This window comes from Akkermansia sp. AE01SA01 (genome assembly GCF_036417395.1).
GTDB lineage: Bacteria > Verrucomicrobiota > Verrucomicrobiia > Verrucomicrobiales > Akkermansiaceae > Akkermansia.
Genome location: NZ_CP143890.1, coordinates 1,194,639 through 1,212,546 on the forward strand (window position 1 = coordinate 1,194,639; position 17,908 = coordinate 1,212,546).

Below are 17,908 nucleotides of genomic sequence, written 5' to 3' on the forward strand. Positions count from 1 at the left end.
CCGGGTTCTTTCGGCGTCCTTGCACTATCTGCGTGAACGGCTGCGGCTGTATCCGTTACGTGATTGCCTGCGGGAGGGGGCACCGTTTTCCCGGGCGGAATTTTTCTGCCTCCTGTCAGCACCGGGAACGGTCAGCAGTTCTGCCGGAAGTTCCGTGCTGGAGGCATGCACGGGAAGGACGCGTCCGAGCATTTTGTGGATATCCCGGGCCTTGCCGACTTCATCCGGAGCGCACAGGGCAATCGCCTGTCCGTCGGCTCCGGCGCGGGCAGTACGGCCTATGCGGTGTACGTAAACTTCCGATTCCGCCGGCAGGTCATAGTTGATGACGAGCTGGACGTCCTTGACGTCGATGCCGCGGGCCGCGATGTCCGTAGCGACGAGAATGGGCGTTTCCCCGGAGCGGAATTCGCGGAGCATGCGCTCCCGCGTACCCTGGCTTTTATCCCCGTGGATGGCGGAGGCCGGATAGTCCCTGCCGGTGAGGAAGGAGGCCAGCCGGTTGGCTCCGTGCTTGGTGCGGGTGAAGATGAGGGTGCGTCCCGGATGTTGGCGCTGTTCCAGCAGGTCCAGCGTGCAGGGCCTTTTGTCCGCCTGGGAGCGGACCATGCAGAGGGATTGTTCCACCCGGTCCGCCGTGGCGGAGGGAGGCGTGACCATGACCGTTTCCGGTTCCTGGAGGAAGGCCTGGGCCAGTTGCCGGATGTTGTCCGGCATGGTGGCGGAGAACATCTGGGTGTGGCGCTGCCGGGGAATTTTGGACACGATTTTTTTCAGGGCCGGGGCGAAGCCCATGTCCAGCATGTGGTCGGCTTCATCCAGAATCAGGGTTTCCACCTGGTCCAGATTGACGGTCTGGCGTTCCAGATGGTCGATCAGCCTGCCCGGCGTCGCAACCAGAATGTCCAGGCCCGCCGCGAGTTTGCGGAACTGGGGGGCATATCCCACGCCGCCGAAGATGACGGCCGTGGACAGGTTCTGTCCCTTGGCATACGCCGTGATGTTGTCGTGAATCTGGGAAGCCAGCTCCCGGGTGGGGCTCAGGATGAGCGCCCTGACCTTTCGCGGCCGGGGGTTGGCGGGATGTTCGGAAAAGTATTGAATGAGGGGCAGGGCGAAGGCGGCGGTTTTTCCCGTACCGGTCTGCGCCAGTCCCATCAGGTCCTTTTTCTGCAGCAGCATGGGGATGCAGGCGGCCTGAATGGGGGTGGGGGTCTTGTACTCCAGTTTCTCCAGTTGGCGGAGAATGGGAGCCGACAAGCCAAGCTCCCTGAATGTGGTGGATACCATATTGATTTCTTTGTCTGTGAATGCGTCCCGGCTGCAGTGAACTGACGGAATCACAAAATGGCAGGGAAAAAATCCGCCGGAAGCGATACTGAAAGAATCAATACGGAGACGCCCGTATCCCGCCAACCGCAATGACCATCAAATGAACAACCAAGCTTCCATTCGGCGGGAACAAATCCATAAAAGCACGGTGGAAGGGAGCCGTCAAGAGAAATAAAAACATTTTAGGCGTTATGGCTCCATTTCCCGGTACTGCCGAAAACTCTGATAAGCCGGCTGCCGCTGTCATCCGGAGCCATGTTGTGCGGTTACGGAAGTTTCTTCCACCCACTTGATTTTAAGTGTGGTTAAATGAAAATGCGGGTTGAGAATCCGCGTCAAGCATAAATTGTTCTTTGTATGTTACTTTGTTGTCTATTCGCTTGGTGTAGTTGGGAAAGAAAAAATATTAGTGGTTGATAGATTTTGTGTATATCTTTTATGGATAGTACTTCGAGTATTGTGTATATCGTATTTTTTGTGGTGGCAGATAAATATGATAGCGGATTCTCAATCCGTCTAATTTCCATTTATCTAAATTCTTTTCCACAGTTATGAACTATAAGACGATAAAAAAGGCATTTTTTCCTTTTTGGATGATGTTGACCTTGTGTTGCGGTGGCTGTTGGGTTGCTTTTGCTCAAGGCGGAGAGTTTGTTGATTTAAGCAAACCCCGAATTTGGACGGCGGTTACGGGGCATCAATTGAAGGCAACGTATGAGGGAAGAGAAGGAAATAAAATTCGCTTGCTCGTGAATGATGGAAAAGTGAAAACCATTTTGTGGGAAAAACTTTCGAAGACCGATCAACAGCTACTGGATGATCAGCTGCAGAAGGAAAGCAGAGAAGGAAAAGTTGACCTTTCAGATTCTGGCAAGAACGGAAGAAACCATCCTTTTGTCGAATTTCTTGCTGAAGCGAAGCAAAAACGCCTCGCGCCTGAGGAGGGAGTAAAATACTATCAATATGTTATTGATGCACTTTTTAAACACGTGAGTGAATATCATTTCAAATATCCAAAGGATTTTTTGAAAGAAGACAATTCATTTAATTTGAAGTATCTGAATAAAATTTTAGAAAAGAAAAAAACTATTTCCCAACGTAAAAACCTTTTTACCGGAGAATACCTGCCTACCCCCGTATATGCCAACGAACCTGAGTGGAAAAGTGTGATGCAGGAATCACACTATACGTTGGATGAAAGATATGTATATCTTGAACAATGGGATACTTTATACTCAGGGAATGATGAAAAAATAGTTGTATTTGGTATTTGTGTAAATAGAAAAGGAGAAAATCAAGGGGATAACGTAAAATATGTCGCCTGGTACAGGGAAGACAGCAAAAATTATTTATATGTTGTGCAAACTTTTTTTGAGCAGGGAGATGACGGAGTTCTCCGTTTGGGCGGAATGAGAGGTGGGACAAGGGATGGTGAGTGGACGCGATGGCACACCTACGATGCAAGAAAGGGTATTTTTTATTCCTTGTTCATTTTGCTAGATCAAGACGGAAAGATTTCACTTCGTAATTCCGAAGAAGGCTCATTGCAATTTTTTGCTTCTGCACCGGGTAAAAAAACTCTTTGTTATCCAAGGAATGATCATAGGAATTACTATTTTGACCTGGACAGTAAAAATTTTGCTCTTGGGCGATATGATTTAAGAGGAAATCCGATTTCTCTGGAAAAATTATGGGGAGAGGCTGCCAAACGAAAATCGAAAGCGGCTATTGGTTCCAAACCTACTGCTAAACATGACGATCCTCTTAATGTTTTTGCAGAACGCAATATCAAGGATAAGTGAAATTGTTTAAAAGCAATGAAAGTATTCACTTTCAGAAAAACGGATAGTACAACTTGAAGGATTCAAGGTTGTAATCCTGAATTCAAAGAGCGAGAGGAGAGGAATATCGCATGTTTTCTCACACAGGGAATGAGTGAAAGAAGATAACCTTTTCTAAGCAAAAAAAAATCCATTGGAAAATGAAATATATTCCTTTAAGGAAACCTGACAAATACGTGAGGGGATCGTTAAGCTACTGTATTTCAGCGCTGTAAAAATTTGCGTGCGCCCACGCAGTAGACGGCTCCCGAGTACACGGTCAGGATGACGGCGCCCCAGAGTGTGAATTGATACAGGAAATTGGCGATTCCGTCGCCCTGCCAGTGGCAGAGGGAGGCCACCGGGGACAGGATGGACGGAATGTATTCCGGCGTGTGCACCCAGGTCAGCGCCAGCAGGCAGCCGATGCAGAAGGCCAGCTGGAAGGCCGTTTTCCATTTTCCGGAGGTTCCTGCGGGAATGATGACTCCGTGGTCCTGGGCGATCTGGCGCAGGCCGGTGACCAGGAATTCCCGGCTGATGATAATGATGGTGACCCAGAACGGGCACAGCCCGGCGGCCGTCAGGTAGATGAAAGCCGCGGAGACGGCTATTTTATCCGCCAGGGGGTCAATGAGCTTGCCGAAGGTGGTGACCTGGTTCAGGCGGCGTGCCAGATAGCCGTCCAGCCAGTCCGTGCACGCGGCCAGCACAAAGACGATCAGCGCGGCCGGATATCCCCAGGGATGTTGGGCCGCCAGGCTGATGACTGCCGTGAAGACGACCACCAACGCGATTCTCGTCAGGGTAATGGTATTCGGCAGATTCAGCATATGCGGACATTAGGGCGCAGATGGAGTTTCGTAGCAAGCGTTTTTTGCATACTCCGGGAATTAATTTTGTCTGAAGGATGGGGAGGAAAAAGGCAGGAGTGAAAAGGGGAAGAAGCTCATGGAAAGCCGCGTTTTTCCGTATTCCGGAGATTTCCGGCGGGAGGGCCGCTTTTTCTTCGTGCGGAGCGGAAGAAAAGGGATGGCAGGATGGCGCCTCCTCGCGGAGAAGCGGCTGGAAGGCCGGTAATCCGGGCTTTCTGAAATGCCCGGTTCCGTGCTTTTTTTTGTTCCAATAGCTCCGGAGAAGGGGCGGCTTTCCGGACCGGATGGAAACCGGGATACAGGAAATGCTGGTTCCGGTTTCCCCGTTTTGGGAAGAACCGTTTATCCGGTAAGGAGTATTGTACGGTCTCTTGTCAGTTGCCGATGAGCTTGCCGAATTCTTCCTCGGAAATGACCGGAACACCCAGTTTGAGCGCCTTCTCCCGTTTGGAGCCGCCTCCGCTGCCGGCCAGCAGGTAGGAGGTGGATTTGGAAATGGCCCCTGTGGCTTTTCCGCCGTGTTCGGCGATCAACCGTTCAAAGTGGTCCCGCGGCTGGCTGAGCGTGCCGGTGATGACAAAGGTTTTGCCGGACAGGACGCCTGCCGGTATTTCCAGAAGGTTGGTTCTGTATGACTGGGATTGTGGATTGATTCCCAGTCCATGAAGAACGTCCAGCGTATGATGGCCGGCGACGGAGGTGAAGAAGCTATTGAGGGATTTGGCGGCAGCCACCCCTATTTCCGAGCCGTAGCTGAGTTTTCCCGTGTTTTTCCGGAGATAGCCCGTTTCCTGATAGTGGCCGGTCAGGGCATCTATTTCATCTGTCAATTCCTTGTAGCGCTGTTGCGCTTCTTCTGCGGAGAGCGTGCCTTCCCGGACTGCTTTCCGGTTTTCACGGGTGTTGGGGTTGGCTTTGAGCGCCTGTTCCACCAGTTCATCCAGGCGGATGATGTCCCGGATGTACGGTGATTCCGCCACATGGTCCAGGTCCGGGTGGGTATCCGCCAGCGCCTTGGCGACCACTTCCCCGATCTGGGGAATGCCGAAGGCGATGAGCCAGCGTTCCAGAGGGAGTTCCCGCGCGTTTTGCAGGGCGTCCAGGGCTTTCTGCGCATTTTTTTCCCCGTAGCGGCGCGGTTCTTCCGCCGTTCCCAGATTGAGGTTGGCAAGCTGTTCCAGCGTCAGGGAGAAGAGGTCCAGCGCGGAGGCGGCCAGGCCGGAGCCCCGCAGGGCCTCCGCTACGGATGAACCGATGCTTTCCACATCCAGCGCGGCGCGGGAGCAGAAATGGGTGATGCCTGTGACGGCCTGGGCCGGACAGGTGAAGTTGGTGCAGCGCCATGCTACTTTCCCTTCCTCTTTCATGATGGGGTTGCCGCAGGCGGGACAGAGGCCGCCCGTAGCTTCCAGAATGCTGTACGGCTTTGAGTTTTCCGGCCTCCTGGAGAGGTTTACCTTGAGTACGGCGGGGATGATTTCCCCCGCTTTTTCCACCAGCACGGTGTCACCGATGCGGACGTCCTTGCGGTCGATTTCATCCTGGTTGTGGAGGGTGGCCCGTGCCACCGTAGAGCCGGAGAGCAGCACGGGCTGGAGTTCCGCCACCGGGGTAAGCACGCCCGTGCGCCCCACCTGGACGACGATGTTCAGCAGGGTGGTTTCCTTCTGTTCCGGGGGGAATTTGTAGGCTGCGGCCCAGCGGGGCGCGCGCGCCGTGGCCCCCAGCGCTTCCCGCGTGGCCATGGAACGGATTTTGATGACGGCACCGTCCGTGCCGTAGGGCAGCGAGTGGCGCCCCCTGTCGATGTCGCGGACGGCCTGGCGGGTGGTTTCCAGCGTGTCCGTATAGTGTACCGGTTCATTGCAGGGAATGCCGCAATGGCGGAGCATGTCCCAGAAGTCTTTTACATCCTTGAGTTCCGGTCCTTCGTAAGCGCCCAGCCCGTGGGCCAGGAAGGCCAGGGGACGCGCCGCCACCTGCCGGGGGTCCAGCTGCTTGAGCGTTCCCGCGGTGGCGTTGCGCGGATTGGCGAAGGCGGGCAGACCTTCCGCGTCCCGCTCTTCATTGAGCCTGGCGAAAGCTTCGTTGGGCATGAAGACTTCTCCGCGCACTTCCAGCACGGCGGGAGCGTTTGCCGGGAGGGTCAGGGGAATGGTACGGATGGTGCGCACGTTGGCCGTTACGTCGTCCCCCACCTCGCCGTCCCCGCGCGTGGCCGCATAACTCATGCGCCCGTTGCGGTACATGATGGACAGGGCCACGCCGTCGATCTTGGGTTCCACGGAGACGGGAACGGCGTCCGTTCCCAGCGTCCGGACCAGCTTATTGTAGAATTCCACCAATTCCTCGTCCGGAATCAGGGCGTCCCGCTGTTCGAAGATGTCGTCGATGGAGAGCATTGGAACGGCGTGCCTGATCTGGTTGAACCCCTGGAGGGGCGCTCCCCCTACGCGCCGCGTGGGGGAATCCGGGTCCGCCAGTTCGGGATGGTCCCGTTCCAGTTTTTCCAGTTCCAGGAAAAGGGCGTCGTACTCCGTGTCGGAGATTTCCGGTTCCGCCTGTTCATAATACAGCCTGTTATGGCGGCGCAGCTCCGAGCGCAGAAATTCCGCGCGCCGGCGCACGGCTTCCTCTTCCGTTCCGTCCTGCCTGCGGCCTGCCAGGGAAAAAAGGTCTTCCTCCATGAAGGGAATGAGTGAAAAAGGTTGCTATTTGCTCAGTTTGATGACGGAACAGGGAGATTTGGAGTGTTCGTGGGCCTTGAACAGGATTTTTCCATCCGCAACGGGCAGGGCGGCATTGTCGCCCAGCAGGACCGCTTTGGTATAGCCTGCCGGCAGGGTGACGGAGACTCCTTCATCGTCCTCATATCCGGTGGCGTCCAGGGGCTGCATGCGGGCGTATTCCGTGCCTTCCGTCAGTTCCTTCATGGTTCCTTCGCTGGGAGGTTCCGCGGGGCCCTTGTCCGGCGGGGGGATCAGGAAAACGAAGATGTCTCCCTGTTCATTGATGGAAGCGGGCTGGTCCAGTTCCGTCCAGGCGCGCGTGCCGTACACGGCTTCCGCATTGAGTCTGAGCCACTGTCCAACGCCGCGCATCGCGGCGGCCACTTTTTCCGGAACGGTGCCGTCCGCCTTCGGGTTGACGTTCAGCAGCAGGTTGCCGCCTTTCGTGACGCATTCCACGAGTTTTTCGATGATGACCTCCGGGGATTTGACATTGGTGTCATAGCGGTTATAGCCCCATTTGTCGCTCACCGTCATGCAGGTTTCCCAGTCCACGCCGGGATAGCCGTGCCGCGGAATGAAGCGTTCCGGCGTGATGTAGTCCCCGCAGCGCAGGTCCAGGGTGCCCGCCTGGTTCTGGTTCAGTCCGGAGTAGGCGTACAGGCGGTTGTTCATGATGACTCCGGGATTGATGGAGCGTGCCATTTCCATGAGTTCCGGGGCCTTCCAGCCCTTTTCCCCTTCCATGGCCCCCTGGGAGTAGTCCCACCACATGATGTCTATGGGGGCGTAGCTGGCCATCAGTTCCCTCACCTGGGCGTGCAGGTATTTCTGGTAGGCGGCGTGGTCGCGCGGAATGTTCTTTTTTTTGAGCATTTCCGCCTGTCCGGCCGGGTAGCAGAGGTCCGGGCAGATCGTGTTGTCGTAGGACGGGTGGTGCCAGTCGATCACGGAGTGGTACAGGCCTACCTTCAGGCCGCGCTTGCGGCAGGATTCCGCGTATTCCCGGACGATGTCCCGGTCGATCTGGCTTTTGGCGTCATAGTCCGTCTGCGCACTGTCGAAGAGGCCGAAGCCTTCATGGTGCTTGCTGGTGAGCACCACGTACCGGCAGCCCGCATCCCGGGCCAGCTGTGCCCATTCTTCCGTGACGCCTTCCCGCGGCTTGAAGAGGGGGAGCGCTTCGGAGGCGTACGTGTCCGTATCCACTTCCACGTTTTTTTGAATCCATTCGGAACCGCCGGGCTTGCCCTTCCATTCTCCGGCCAGTCCGGAGTACAGGCCGTAGTGAATGAACATGCCGAATTTGGCGTCCCTCCACCATTTCATGCGCCGGTTGCGTTCCGCCGCGGTTTCCCTGACGGCGGCATGGTTGGAGTCGGCGGCCATAGGCAGCTCCGGAACTGAAGGGGAGAATACATGGCTCCATGGTTCCGCATGGGGCCCGGCGGGGGCAGGGGGGGGGGCTCCGTCTGCTTTGTGGATAGAACTTTCCTGTTTTAGTCCCCGCACAAATCCTTCGTCCAGTGCCAGCGTCGGCTGGCCGTTTTCCCGGACGATTTTGGTGACGGGCTGCTGGGACCAGGCCGGAAGTCCTAGGGAAAGAGCCAGTGCGGCGATTGTGGAAATGTTCATGGTTTTGCGGAAAATAGGTGCTGGTTCTGTAAAGGGAAAAGGAAGGCTGCGCAGATCAGACAACGTCCGTGTCCGCGTAACTGCCCAGGATTTTCAGCATGGAACAGTGCTGTTCCAGTTCCTCCAGGGTTTCCCGGAGCGGGGATTCCAGGGCGTGTCCCACGGCGTCTATATGGAAGACGTATTCCCAGTTGATGGCTTTGGAAGGGCGGGATTCAATGCGTATCAGGTTGATGCCGTGCCGCTGGAAGCAGTCGATCACTTCCGCCAGGGTTCCCGGCTTGTGCTGGATGCGGATCAGCAGGGAGGTGCGGTCCCGGCCGCTGGGCCGGGTGTCCTGGCGGCCGATGACGGCAAAGCGCGTGGTGTTGCATGCCTGGTCCTGCACGTCTTCCTCCAGAATGTTCAGGCCGAACAGTTCCGCTGCGAGGGGACAGCCCAGGGAGGCCGCGCCCATGGCGGCGTTTTCCTTGGCCAGGATGCTGGCCTTGGTGGTGGAGGAGGTTTCCACGAGCTCCGCATTCGGGTAACGCCGGAGAATCCAGTCCCGCGTCTGTCCGAGAACCTGGGGATGGGAATAAAGGATGCGGATGTGTTCGCGCGGAATGGCGGCCATCAGGCTGTTGCGGATGTTCAGATTGATTTGGGCGCAGATTTTCAGACTGGAGGTGACAAAGAGGTCCATGACGGCGGTCACGGAGCCTTCCGAGGAGTTTTCTATGGGCACCACGCCGTATTGGGCTTTCCCGCGGTCCACCATGTCAAACACGTCCTTGAAGCTCTGGCAGGGAATAAGCTCGCAGCTTTTTCCGAATTGCTTGAGCGCCGCCTGGTGGCTCCAGGTTCCCTTGGGGCCCAGGTAGGCGATGGTCAGCCCTCCTTCCAGGAAGAAGGAGCAGGAGATGATTTCCCGGTAAATGGCTTGCAGGGAGGATTCCGGGAGAACGCCCGCATTCAGGCGGTTCAGCTTGCCCAGCAGAGCCGTTTCCCGTTCCGGAACGAAGATGGGGGAGTTGTCCGCTTTCTTGATGCGGCCGACTTCATGAACCCATTGGGCACGGGTTTTAAGCAGTTCCACGATTTGGGCGTCCACCTCGTCAATGGCCAGCCTCGCCTTGGTCAGGGCGATGGTCTGTTCGTCCGTTTTTCCGTTTTTCTGCTGCGGGGCGGGGGTGTCCGGAGAGGGGGATTCTCCGTGGTGCGTGTTCTCCATGTTTCTGTGCGGGGGTATGCGTTGAAAGTCGGTTCAGGGTAGCGGTTCCCCGTCTGCAAATCAAGTTCAAAGGCCCGGAGCTCCGCTACGGATTGATCCTGCCCGGATGGGACGTTTCTAGTAAGTTGAGGACAATTCAACATGATGAAAATACCATTGTTAATAACTGCCGCGGCCATGATGTTTTCCTGCCGTTTCTTTGAGGCGTTGAAGAAAAGGTCGCAGTGTCTTGAAATAAACAGCCGCGGTAAAAGGCTTTTGGCACTCTGCCGTGGGAGCCGCAGTGTTGCTTGTGCGATTGAATGGCTCTGAAAAAGTGGAGGACAGAGTGGTTCGCCTGTGGCAGGGAAGGAGGACGCATATGCCGATCTACGCAGTATGCAGGTTTTTCCAGGGGGGCGTGTTCCTGAATTCCTTGTTGACGTTTTAGTGGATAATTAATAATGAATAATATGATGAAAAAATCTATCAAGATATGTTCACTTGCTCTGGTTCTGGCCGGCTGCGGTGCTGCCGGAACTTTTTCCGTGTGTGCCGATGAGCCGGCCGCCAAGGCGGAGGACGCCTCCTCTTCTCCGGTGGGAAAAGCACTGGAAAAAGCCGATTATCTGACCAAGGACAGGCCGAATACGAAGGCCAGGTATTATCTTTTTCTTTATTCGGCAAGCTGGTGCGGCCCCTGCCGCAGGGAGATGCCGCATGTGGTGCGGACCTACCGGAAGATCCGGCAGTCGGACGATGTGGAACTGGTGCTGTTTTCCAGCGATAAAACGGAAGAGGCCGCCAAGGCATGGGCCAAAGAGGAGCGGATGAAATTCCCTATCATCAAGCCCAAGAAGGGCAACGGCATTCCCGGTTATGCCCCCGGAGGAACGATTCCGCGTTTGGGCATTGTGGATCACGCGGGAAAGATCGTCGTCACGGGACATCCGGCCAAGCTGTTGAAAGACTGGCGCAAGTACTGCAAGGCGGAGGAAGGAAAATAAGCGGCTCCTCACCGAACAATCGCTTTTCCGAAGGAGGCCGGTTTCAATCGAGTCCCTGGTCTTCCTTCATAGGACGCGGGGCGGGAACGGCTCCGTAAAGGCCGTTGGGGAAAAGCTGAAGCCACGGCGTGTATTCCGGTGGAATGGGGGCTTCAAATTCCATGCGTTTTCCCGTGCGCGGGTGGTCGAAGCCCAGCCGCCAGGCGTGGAGCATGAGCCTGCCGGGCTGTGCCTTCTGCCTGGAGGGCTTGGCGTAAATGGGGTCTCCGATCAGGGGATGGCCCAGATGAAGCATATGCACCCGGATCTGGTGCGTTCTGCCCGTGTGCAGGGTGCACAGGACGAGGGACGAGTCCGTGGCGGGGTCTGCACAAAGCAGGTCGTAGTCCGTGATGGCGGCCTTGCCTGAACCGGGATTGACCACGGCCATTTTCAGGCGGTTGACGGGATGGCGGCCGATATGCGTGAAGACGGTACCGGAACTCTGGCGGGGAATTCCCTGGACGACGGCCAGATAGCGCTTTTCCGTGCTGCGTGCCGCGAATTGCCCGGTCAGGGATTGGTGCGCACCGTCGTTTTTGGCAATGACGAGGCATCCCGAAGTGTCCTTGTCCAAACGGTGAACGATGCCGGGGCGCTCCACTCCGCCGATGCCGGAGAGGTCCCCGCAGTGGTGGAGCAGGGCATTCACGATGGTGCCGTCCGGGTTGCCGGCGGCGGGATGCACCACCATGCCGCTTTCCTTGTTGATGACGACCACGTCTTCATCCTCATACAGGATGTCCAGCGGAATGTCCTGGGGCCTGGCCTCCGCCGGTTCCGGCTCAGGGATGTTGACGGAGATGGAGTCTCCGCGGCTGACGGGAGTTTTGGGTTTGGCGGCGGAACCGTTGATCTGTACGTCCCCGCTTTTGATCAGGGCCTGGATTCTGGAGCGGGAGAGTTCCGGCAGGTGGGCGGCCAGGTACTGGTCCAGGCGAATTTTTCCGTCGGCGTCGTCCGTGGTCAGGTTCATCATCCGTGGCGTTTGATCAATGGCTGTAGGCGGAGGGCGGCATGTCAATGAAGGTATAGTCCAGCCCGTACACGTCTTTGAGCAGTTGTCCCAGAGCCTTCACGCCGAAGGTTTCCGTGAAGTAGTGGCCGCCGAAGACCAGGTTGATGCCCAGTTCGTCAGCCATGGGGATGTTCCAGTGGGAGCCTTCCCCGGTCACGTAGGTGCGGCAGCCGAGCCTGGCGGCCTGGACGAGTTCGTTTCCCGCGCCGCCGGAGCAGATGAAGACGTTTCCGGCCGGAGCTTCCTCCGATTGCGCCCAGAAGGTTTGAACGGGCGCGCCGAGGGCGGATTCCAGCCGTTCCGCCAGCTCCCGGCAGGTGCCCGCGAATTCTCCGCAGGCCCCCAGGGAAACGCCGTGATAGTCCAGTCCCTCCCCGGCGGGACGGATGCCGCATGCCTTTGCCAGCAGGGCATTGTTTCCGTAGACCGGATGAACGTCCAGCGGAATGTGGGCCGAGTAAATGGCGAGGTTGCCGTCCATGGCCGCCTTCAGCTTGCGGTAGGAGATACCCGTTATGGGCTGCATGTCCTGCCAGAAGATGCCGTGATGCAGAATAAGCAGGTCTGCGCCCAGAACCAGGGCCTCATGGATGGTTCTTTCCGAGCCGTCCACGGCAACGGCTATTCTTGAGACGGCACCTTCGTTTTCCAGTTGAAGTCCGTTCAGTGCGCGGGAGGCGTCCGGGAGGGAGTCCACGGACAGGGTTTTGTCCAGAAAGGCGGTGATTGCGCTCAGATTGATACTCATGTGGAGAACGAGGATGTTAATTGTCTTCCGCCAGGGAGGCGCCCAGCAGGCGGACGGAGTCCATGTTCAGGATGAAGTAATAGGGCGTCGTGTTGATTTTTCCGTAATAGAACCGGCTGAAGCCGGCTTCTCCCGCAGGGGCTATTTCCATGGAGATGGTTTTCTCTTCCATTTCCGGCTCGGCGGAGAAAGTGACTCCGTCTTTTCCAGTGACTTCCTGGCGCTCCTGCCGGGAGACGTCCTTGTACACCTGAATGACTAGTTTCAGGCGGAAGACCGGCTTTTTCAGGGCTTCGCGCGCTTCGGGGTTCGTGTAGGGGAGCCATGAGGCCACCTCCATTTTTTCCAGTTCATCCAGATAGCGGTTGGCGCGGTTCGGGTTGATGTTCAGCGTTTCGTCCCTGCCGTCCTTGCTGGCCGTCCAGGAATCGTCCAGGCGGTCGAATTTCAGGACCAGCGGACCTCCGGAACCAATGCGTTCCAGGTGCATTTCCTTGAGGTTGTACCTGTTGAAGGACAAGAGGATTTTCTTTTTCCAGGCGAGTGCGTTCGCCGTAAAGTTTTTCATGTATTCGTTGTCCAGCATGACGACCGTGGGTTTTCCGGACTGGCGGGCGTACCAGGAGCCGTCCGTTCCCTTCGAAAAGAAGACGATGACCGGAGGGCGAGGCTTTTCATTGGGCTTGGGCAGCAGGGACATCGTGAGCGTCAGGAGCGGGTTGTCCAGGCCGTACACGGAAAGGTCCGTGGCCTTGTCAGAGGCGAATCCGGCCACGTTGCCCGTTTTCACGGTTTTCAGCAGGGAAACGAGGTGGTCCGGGTTGACTTCCTGGTAGCGGGAGCCTTCCGCCGTGTACATCCATGTGGGCTGCTGGCCGGTCTTTTCGTCTCCCTGGACAAAACGGACGATGGTCGGGTAATCCTGGAGGCTGCGGCGGATGGAAAGCCCCGTGATCTTGTAGTCCCCGATGTCTGTGAGCTGCTTGGAACGGAGCAGGTTGAGATCCAGGGGAATGTTCCGGACGCCGGGAACTTCCTTGTTGCTTCCCGTCGTCTGGGCCAGTTCAAAGACGGCCTTGCGGTCGGAGACGGTGGCTTTCACCAGTTCTGCAAGGTTGCTGTTGTCGGAAGGGGGATAAATGCGGAGAGTGACGGGCTTTTCCTCCACGGCCAGGGATTTGCCGTCTCCGGCAAGGCGGCCCGTGAAGTTCCTGATGGAAACGGAGGTGACCTGGTCGTCCGTCATGTCCGGAACGCTGGTTTCCTCCGGGTCATATACGCGCACGGCCGTCAATTTCTGGAGGGTGCCCAGCAGGACGTTCATCATCTGCGGGTCCGTATCCAGCGGGAGGGGATAAGTGATTTTCCAGGGAGTCCGGGGATCGGGAGAGGGGCGTTCCAGGGCAATGCGCTGTCCCTTGTTGTTGATTTCAATGGAGGCGGGCATTGCCGGATGGATCAGCAGGGGGCGATGGTCACGAAGCTGGCGGATGCCGGACTTGAAGAGTGGCAGGATGTTGCCGGTGCCCACCAGAATGCGGGAGTCGCGGCCGTAAAAGTCCGTCTGCATGTAGGTAGTGTCGTCCGTCGTCTGGTTTTCCGGATCGTCCACCAGCCAGGGGGCTGTGGACCCCAGGGTGTAGCGCGCCACGGTGGAGGAACGCCTGCCGTCGGCACTCATTTCTTTCAGAGTGATGGTAATGGGCGTGGTCTTGACGCCGAATTCCTTCAGGGAAGCGGAATCAATCTTGTGCAGGGGGAGCGCATCCACGATGCTGGTGGAGTACGTGTACTGGAGGATGGCCGCCGCGGCGCGCGGGTCCATGCGGTCGTCCCATGGTTTCTCGCCCCACCACACGCCGTTGGGCCTGCGGCGGAATTCCGCCATGTCCCCGCCGCAGTTGATGCGCATCCAGGAGATTTCGTTCATTTCCTCCTTGGTGTAGGGGAAGAGCCGTTCTCCCGAACTGAAGGCGGTGCGTCCGATGATGCGGGACAGGTTGCCGTCAATGGTCAGCAGCACCGCCGCCCCGATGGCGGCAAGGGTGACGAGGACGAGAAGGATGAAGCGGAGTATGCGCATGTGCTTCCGGTAATGGGGCGTGACAGGTTAATGGCGGCGCGTGTTCCAGATGATCAGGGCTATGAGAAGCGCCAGCAGGGGCAGGCCGATGTTTGTCAGGAGTTCCAGGACGCCGAGTGCGTTGCGGTCCAGGTTCAGTTTAACGGTCAGGTCATGCCGGGAGCCCAGCCCGCGCAGTTCTTCGCGGTCCGTCATCCATGCGATGAGCGTGCGCACGAAGTCCCGCTGTTCCGGTTTGATCTGCCGGGGCTGGAGCAGATCCGTATTGCCCAGCAGAACCAGGCGTCCAGTGGTCTTGGTTTGATTGACGTCCCCGGAGTTGCCGCGGATAAGCGCCGCGCCGATCATCAGAGGGCCGGGATTGTCCTCGTGGGCGTCAAACTGGACGGGGAACTGGTTGTACTTGGTTTCCCCGTAGTATTCTTCCGTGGTCACCAGCAGGGGGTACGGCGTGATGCGCTTGTGCTCCATGGCGGCATTGTCCGAGTCCAGAATTAGGGAGATGCTTTCCCCTTCCAGGCCGGTGCTGGAGTTCCAGAATTCCCTGGTGCAGTTCAGTCCCGGTGCAAAGATGGCGTTGATTTCAAATACGGAGCGCTTGTTCCTGCTGCGGAGCATTACCCGGTCGTTCTGGGGGCGCAACCCCTGCTCCCGGAGGAATCTGTATAGTTGCTTGGGGGTGTCCTGCTGGGGTTCCAGCATGATGAACAGGGCGGCGTTCGGCCTGTCCCAGTATCTTTGCAGAACTTCCGTTTCCTGGGGGGTAAGGTCGTATTTGGAGCCGACGATCATGAACCCGGCGGCATCCTCCGGAATTTCCTGCAGGCCGCTCAGGCGGATGGGGACAAGCTGGAGGTTGACGGAGCGGCAGAGGCGGGAAAGGGTGGTGAAGATGCTTTCCTCATTGCTGTTGCTCATGGCTTCGTTGAAGTTGCTCTTGTCCGCCGCGATATACATTTTGCGGGGTTCCCCGTTGGCGGCTCCAAAGATGCCCGCCGTCATCATGTCCTCAATCTGGAGGGCCACGGCTTTCATGCTCTTGCCGTCCGGACCGGGAGCGTACACGATGAAAGAGTCTCCTGAGAGGATGCGCACGTGGGCGGCGTCCGGCTGGTAGTTGCCTGCGGAATCCTTGAGGGCCACTTCCGTGTCTTCCCGGGCGTCAATGACCACTTGGTTTTTCCGGAATTCAACGCCGTAAATCATGGAAATCTCACGGGCCTTGTTCGGCTGGCGCAGGGGGTCCACGTAGTCCACCACCACTTTGCCGTTGGAATAACGTTCGTATTCCTCAAGCAGGGAGCGCATGCGGGTATAGTTCTGCGTGGTACGCAGGAAGGCGAAGGTGATTTTAATGGGAGTTTTGCGGTTCTGGATTTCCGGGGACTGGAGCATGTTGATGCTCTGCTGGGAAATGTCATAGCGCTGGTCTTCCGTAAGGTCCCGGCGGTAGTATTCATGGCAGCCCACGTAGTTCAGGCAGATGACGATGATGCACAGCAGGAAGAGCTTGATCCACGTCATCCAGGGGCGTCTGACCTTGCGGGCGGCAGGCCGGTTTTCCTCCTGGGGAGCCGGGGCGGGTGTTGCTGGTGTTTCACTCATGGATGGAGATGGAAAGGGGGTGAAAAGGCAGGGAGGGGGATCAATGCTTCCAGCGGCGGTGGTCGATGATGCGTATGGAGACGGCCAGCGTCAGGACGGTCATGGTCAGGTAAAAGACAAGGGGGCGCGTGTCAACGAGCCCGGCTGAGAAGCGGTCCAGGTGTTCCGAGCAGGAAATATAGTGAAAGATGCTCGCCGCGGGGAATTCCCCCCAGACCACGGGAATGAGCCCCATGAAGAAGATCAGCACCAGCAGGCCGATGGTGATGATGCCGGAGATGATCTGGCTGCCCGTGAGGGAGGAGGCAAAGATGCCGATGGAGGTGAACCATGCACCTATCAGCAGCAGGATGGCGTATGCTCCGGCCCAGTCCGCCAGACGGTAGGGGAGGGCCATGCCGGCGTCATATCCGTAAGCCCACTGCACAATCAGGTTGGACCAGTCCGCGAGCAGCGGGTACAGCAGCATGGGCAGCCACAGGATGATGTAAAAGACATAGGCGGAAAAGTATTTGCCCAGAACGACCTGCCAGGTTTTGACGGGAGCGGTGAGCAGGGATTCCAGCGTGCCCGTCTTTTCCTCTTCCGCCAGGGAACGCATGGTGATCAGCGGGAAGATGAACAGGAAGTAGAACCAGAACATGGGGGAATGCAGGATGAAGAACAGAATGCCTTCCTTTTGCGGGGCCAGTTGGAACGCCTTGAGCGTGCCGGACAGGGAGACGCTTTGCAGGGCCACAATGAAGGCCAGGATGACCCAGCCGTAGGGGGTCATCAGATAGCTTCTGAGTTCTTTTCTGAAAATGGTAAGTACCGGTGACATGAGAGGAAAAGGGGTGCTGGTTGAGGGGGAGAGGGGGAAAACGGTCGGGCTAGTCTTTGCGGGTCATTTCCACGAATACTTCTTCCAGAGTGGGAGTATGGCGGTAGATATGGCGCAGGGGGCAGCCCTGTTCCGCCAGGAGCCGGGCGGCCTTTTCACGGGTGTCCGTTCCGGCTTCCGCGCGCACGGTGAGCGTGTGCCATCCGTCGGCGTCCGTGCCTTCGTGGATCACTTTCTTGACGTGTTCCATGGCTTCCAGCTTTTCCGTGACCAGGGGGAGGTCCCCGCGGAATTCCAGAGTGATTTTTCCGGCGGCGCGGAGGTTGGCCGTCAGGTTGGAAGGGGTGTCCGCCGCCTTGATCGTGCCCTGGTCAATGATGATGACTTTATTGCAGATCATTTCCACTTCACTGAGGATGTGGGTGGAGAGAATGATGGTGTGGTTTTCTGCCAACCCCTTGATCAGTTCCCGTATTTGGCGTATCTGGTTGGGGTCCAGTCCATTGGTGGGTTCGTCCAGAATCAGCAGGTCCGGCTCGCCCAGCAGGGCGTCCGCGAGGCCCACGCGCTGTCGGTAGCCCTTGGAGAGGGTGCGGATCATCTTGCGGCGCACGGGGTCCAGCCCGCACTGTTCCACCACCTTGGAGACGGAAGGCCATATCTGCTTGGAGGAGATGCCTTTAAGGCGTGCGCGGAATTTCAGGTATTCCGTTACGCGCTGATCGTCGTAAAGCGGGACGTGCTCCGGCAGGTAGCCCAGGTGCTTGCGGGCGTTCAGAGGGTCTTTTACGATGTCGAATCCCGCGATGGAGGCCGTTCCGGAAGTAGGGGGAAGATAGCCGGTGAGCATGCGCAGGGTTGTTGTCTTACCTGCGCCGTTCGGTCCGAGAAAACCTACAATCTCTCCCTTTTCAATCGTGAAAGACGCATTTTTAACCGCTTGAAAGCGGCCGAATTCTTTGGAAAGCTGGTCGGCGTGAATCATAGAATCAGTGGGAACAG

General features: G+C 57.4%; 13 protein-coding genes. 2 read left to right on the forward strand and 11 right to left on the reverse strand.

What is annotated here, in order from left to right:
- Positions 1–24 precede the first annotated feature (24 nt).
- The gene (locus tag V3C19_RS04830; RefSeq protein ID WP_295934374.1) at positions 25–1,290 is read right to left on the reverse strand and encodes a DEAD/DEAH box helicase; all 1,266 of its coding nucleotides are present in this window, start codon (positions 1,288–1,290) and stop codon (positions 25–27) included.
- A gap of 593 nt (positions 1,291–1,883) precedes the next feature.
- On the opposite strand from V3C19_RS04830, the gene V3C19_RS04835 reads away from it, so the two are divergent.
- Positions 1,884–3,134 (forward strand): hypothetical protein, encoded by a 1,251-nt coding sequence (locus tag V3C19_RS04835; protein WP_295934372.1) that lies wholly within the window; start codon positions 1,884–1,886, stop codon positions 3,132–3,134.
- Positions 3,135–3,376: 242 nt separating this feature from the next.
- On the opposite strand, the gene pgsA is transcribed toward V3C19_RS04835, so the two are convergent.
- The 4 genes from pgsA to pheA all read right to left on the reverse strand — a co-directional run bounded on the left by pgsA (position 3,377) and on the right by pheA (position 9,604).
- On the reverse strand, positions 3,377–3,985 hold the full coding sequence (pgsA, locus tag V3C19_RS04840) for a CDP-diacylglycerol--glycerol-3-phosphate 3-phosphatidyltransferase (RefSeq protein WP_295877005.1): 609 nt from the start codon (positions 3,983–3,985) through the stop codon (positions 3,377–3,379).
- A 416-nt stretch (positions 3,986–4,401) separates the two neighbouring features.
- The gene (ligA, locus tag V3C19_RS04845) at positions 4,402–6,714 is read right to left on the reverse strand and encodes an NAD-dependent DNA ligase LigA (protein WP_295934370.1); all 2,313 of its coding nucleotides are present in this window, start codon (positions 6,712–6,714) and stop codon (positions 4,402–4,404) included.
- A 24-nt stretch (positions 6,715–6,738) separates the two neighbouring features.
- Positions 6,739–8,391, reverse strand: a complete 1,653-nt coding sequence (locus tag V3C19_RS04850) for an alpha-L-fucosidase (protein ID WP_295934367.1) — start codon at positions 8,389–8,391, stop codon at positions 6,739–6,741.
- Between the two features lie 55 nt (positions 8,392–8,446).
- The gene (pheA, locus tag V3C19_RS04855; RefSeq protein WP_067952082.1) at positions 8,447–9,604 is read right to left on the reverse strand and encodes a prephenate dehydratase; all 1,158 of its coding nucleotides are present in this window, start codon (positions 9,602–9,604) and stop codon (positions 8,447–8,449) included.
- Positions 9,605–10,056: 452 nt separating this feature from the next.
- Here pheA and V3C19_RS04860 point away from each other — a divergent pair, with 452 nt between their 5' ends.
- A complete protein-coding gene (locus V3C19_RS04860; protein WP_295877012.1) occupies positions 10,057–10,590 on the forward strand; it encodes a TlpA disulfide reductase family protein in 534 nt (177 codons plus the stop codon).
- A gap of 43 nt (positions 10,591–10,633) precedes the next feature.
- On the opposite strand, the gene V3C19_RS04865 is transcribed toward V3C19_RS04860, so the two are convergent.
- Genes V3C19_RS04865 through V3C19_RS04890 form a run of 6 tightly spaced genes read right to left on the reverse strand, consistent with a single transcriptional unit; the run spans position 10,634 to position 17,891 of the window.
- Positions 10,634–11,608: an RluA family pseudouridine synthase gene (locus V3C19_RS04865; RefSeq protein ID WP_238623796.1), complete on the reverse strand. Its 975-nt coding sequence runs from the start codon at positions 11,606–11,608 to the stop codon at positions 10,634–10,636.
- Positions 11,609–11,621: 13 nt separating this feature from the next.
- Entirely contained in the window at positions 11,622–12,395 is a 774-nt protein-coding gene (locus V3C19_RS04870) for a Nif3-like dinuclear metal center hexameric protein (RefSeq protein ID WP_295877018.1), read from the reverse strand.
- Positions 12,396–12,411: 16 nt separating this feature from the next.
- On the reverse strand, positions 12,412–14,478 hold the full coding sequence (locus V3C19_RS04875; protein ID WP_295934364.1) for a DUF4340 domain-containing protein: 2,067 nt from the start codon (positions 14,476–14,478) through the stop codon (positions 12,412–12,414).
- A 27-nt stretch (positions 14,479–14,505) separates the two neighbouring features.
- Positions 14,506–16,083: a Gldg family protein gene (locus V3C19_RS04880; protein ID WP_295877021.1), complete on the reverse strand. Its 1,578-nt coding sequence runs from the start codon at positions 16,081–16,083 to the stop codon at positions 14,506–14,508.
- A 40-nt stretch (positions 16,084–16,123) separates the two neighbouring features.
- Positions 16,124–16,906 carry an ABC transporter permease subunit gene (locus V3C19_RS04885; RefSeq protein WP_295934362.1) on the reverse strand — a complete coding sequence of 261 codons (783 nt, stop codon included), beginning with the start codon at positions 16,904–16,906 and terminating at the stop codon, positions 16,124–16,126.
- A gap of 49 nt (positions 16,907–16,955) precedes the next feature.
- Entirely contained in the window at positions 16,956–17,891 is a 936-nt protein-coding gene (locus V3C19_RS04890) for an ABC transporter ATP-binding protein (protein ID WP_130083519.1), read from the reverse strand.
- Between the last annotated feature and the right edge of the window lie 17 nt (positions 17,892–17,908).

Excerpts from the sequence above, each read along its gene's own strand:
- V3C19_RS04830 (WP_295934374.1), bottom strand. The coding sequence starts at position 1,290 with ATGGTATCCACCACATTCAGGGAGCTTGGCTTGTCGGCTCCCATTCTC.
- V3C19_RS04835 (WP_295934372.1), top strand. The coding sequence starts at position 1,884 with ATGAACTATAAGACGATAAAAAAGGCATTTTTTCCTTTTTGGATGATG.
- pgsA (WP_295877005.1), bottom strand. The coding sequence starts at position 3,985 with ATGCTGAATCTGCCGAATACCATTACCCTGACGAGAATCGCGTTGGTG.
- ligA (WP_295934370.1), bottom strand. The coding sequence starts at position 6,714 with ATGGAGGAAGACCTTTTTTCCCTGGCAGGCCGCAGGCAGGACGGAACG.
- V3C19_RS04850 (WP_295934367.1), bottom strand. The coding sequence starts at position 8,391 with ATGAACATTTCCACAATCGCCGCACTGGCTCTTTCCCTAGGACTTCCG.
- pheA (WP_067952082.1), bottom strand. The coding sequence starts at position 9,604 with ATGGAGAACACGCACCACGGAGAATCCCCCTCTCCGGACACCCCCGCC.
- V3C19_RS04860 (WP_295877012.1), top strand. The coding sequence starts at position 10,057 with ATGATGAAAAAATCTATCAAGATATGTTCACTTGCTCTGGTTCTGGCC.
- V3C19_RS04865 (WP_238623796.1), bottom strand. The coding sequence starts at position 11,608 with ATGATGAACCTGACCACGGACGACGCCGACGGAAAAATTCGCCTGGAC.
- V3C19_RS04870 (WP_295877018.1), bottom strand. The coding sequence starts at position 12,395 with ATGAGTATCAATCTGAGCGCAATCACCGCCTTTCTGGACAAAACCCTG.
- V3C19_RS04875 (WP_295934364.1), bottom strand. The coding sequence starts at position 14,478 with ATGCGCATACTCCGCTTCATCCTTCTCGTCCTCGTCACCCTTGCCGCC.
- V3C19_RS04880 (WP_295877021.1), bottom strand. The coding sequence starts at position 16,083 with ATGAGTGAAACACCAGCAACACCCGCCCCGGCTCCCCAGGAGGAAAAC.
- V3C19_RS04885 (WP_295934362.1), bottom strand. The coding sequence starts at position 16,906 with ATGTCACCGGTACTTACCATTTTCAGAAAAGAACTCAGAAGCTATCTG.
- V3C19_RS04890 (WP_130083519.1), bottom strand. The coding sequence starts at position 17,891 with ATGATTCACGCCGACCAGCTTTCCAAAGAATTCGGCCGCTTTCAAGCG.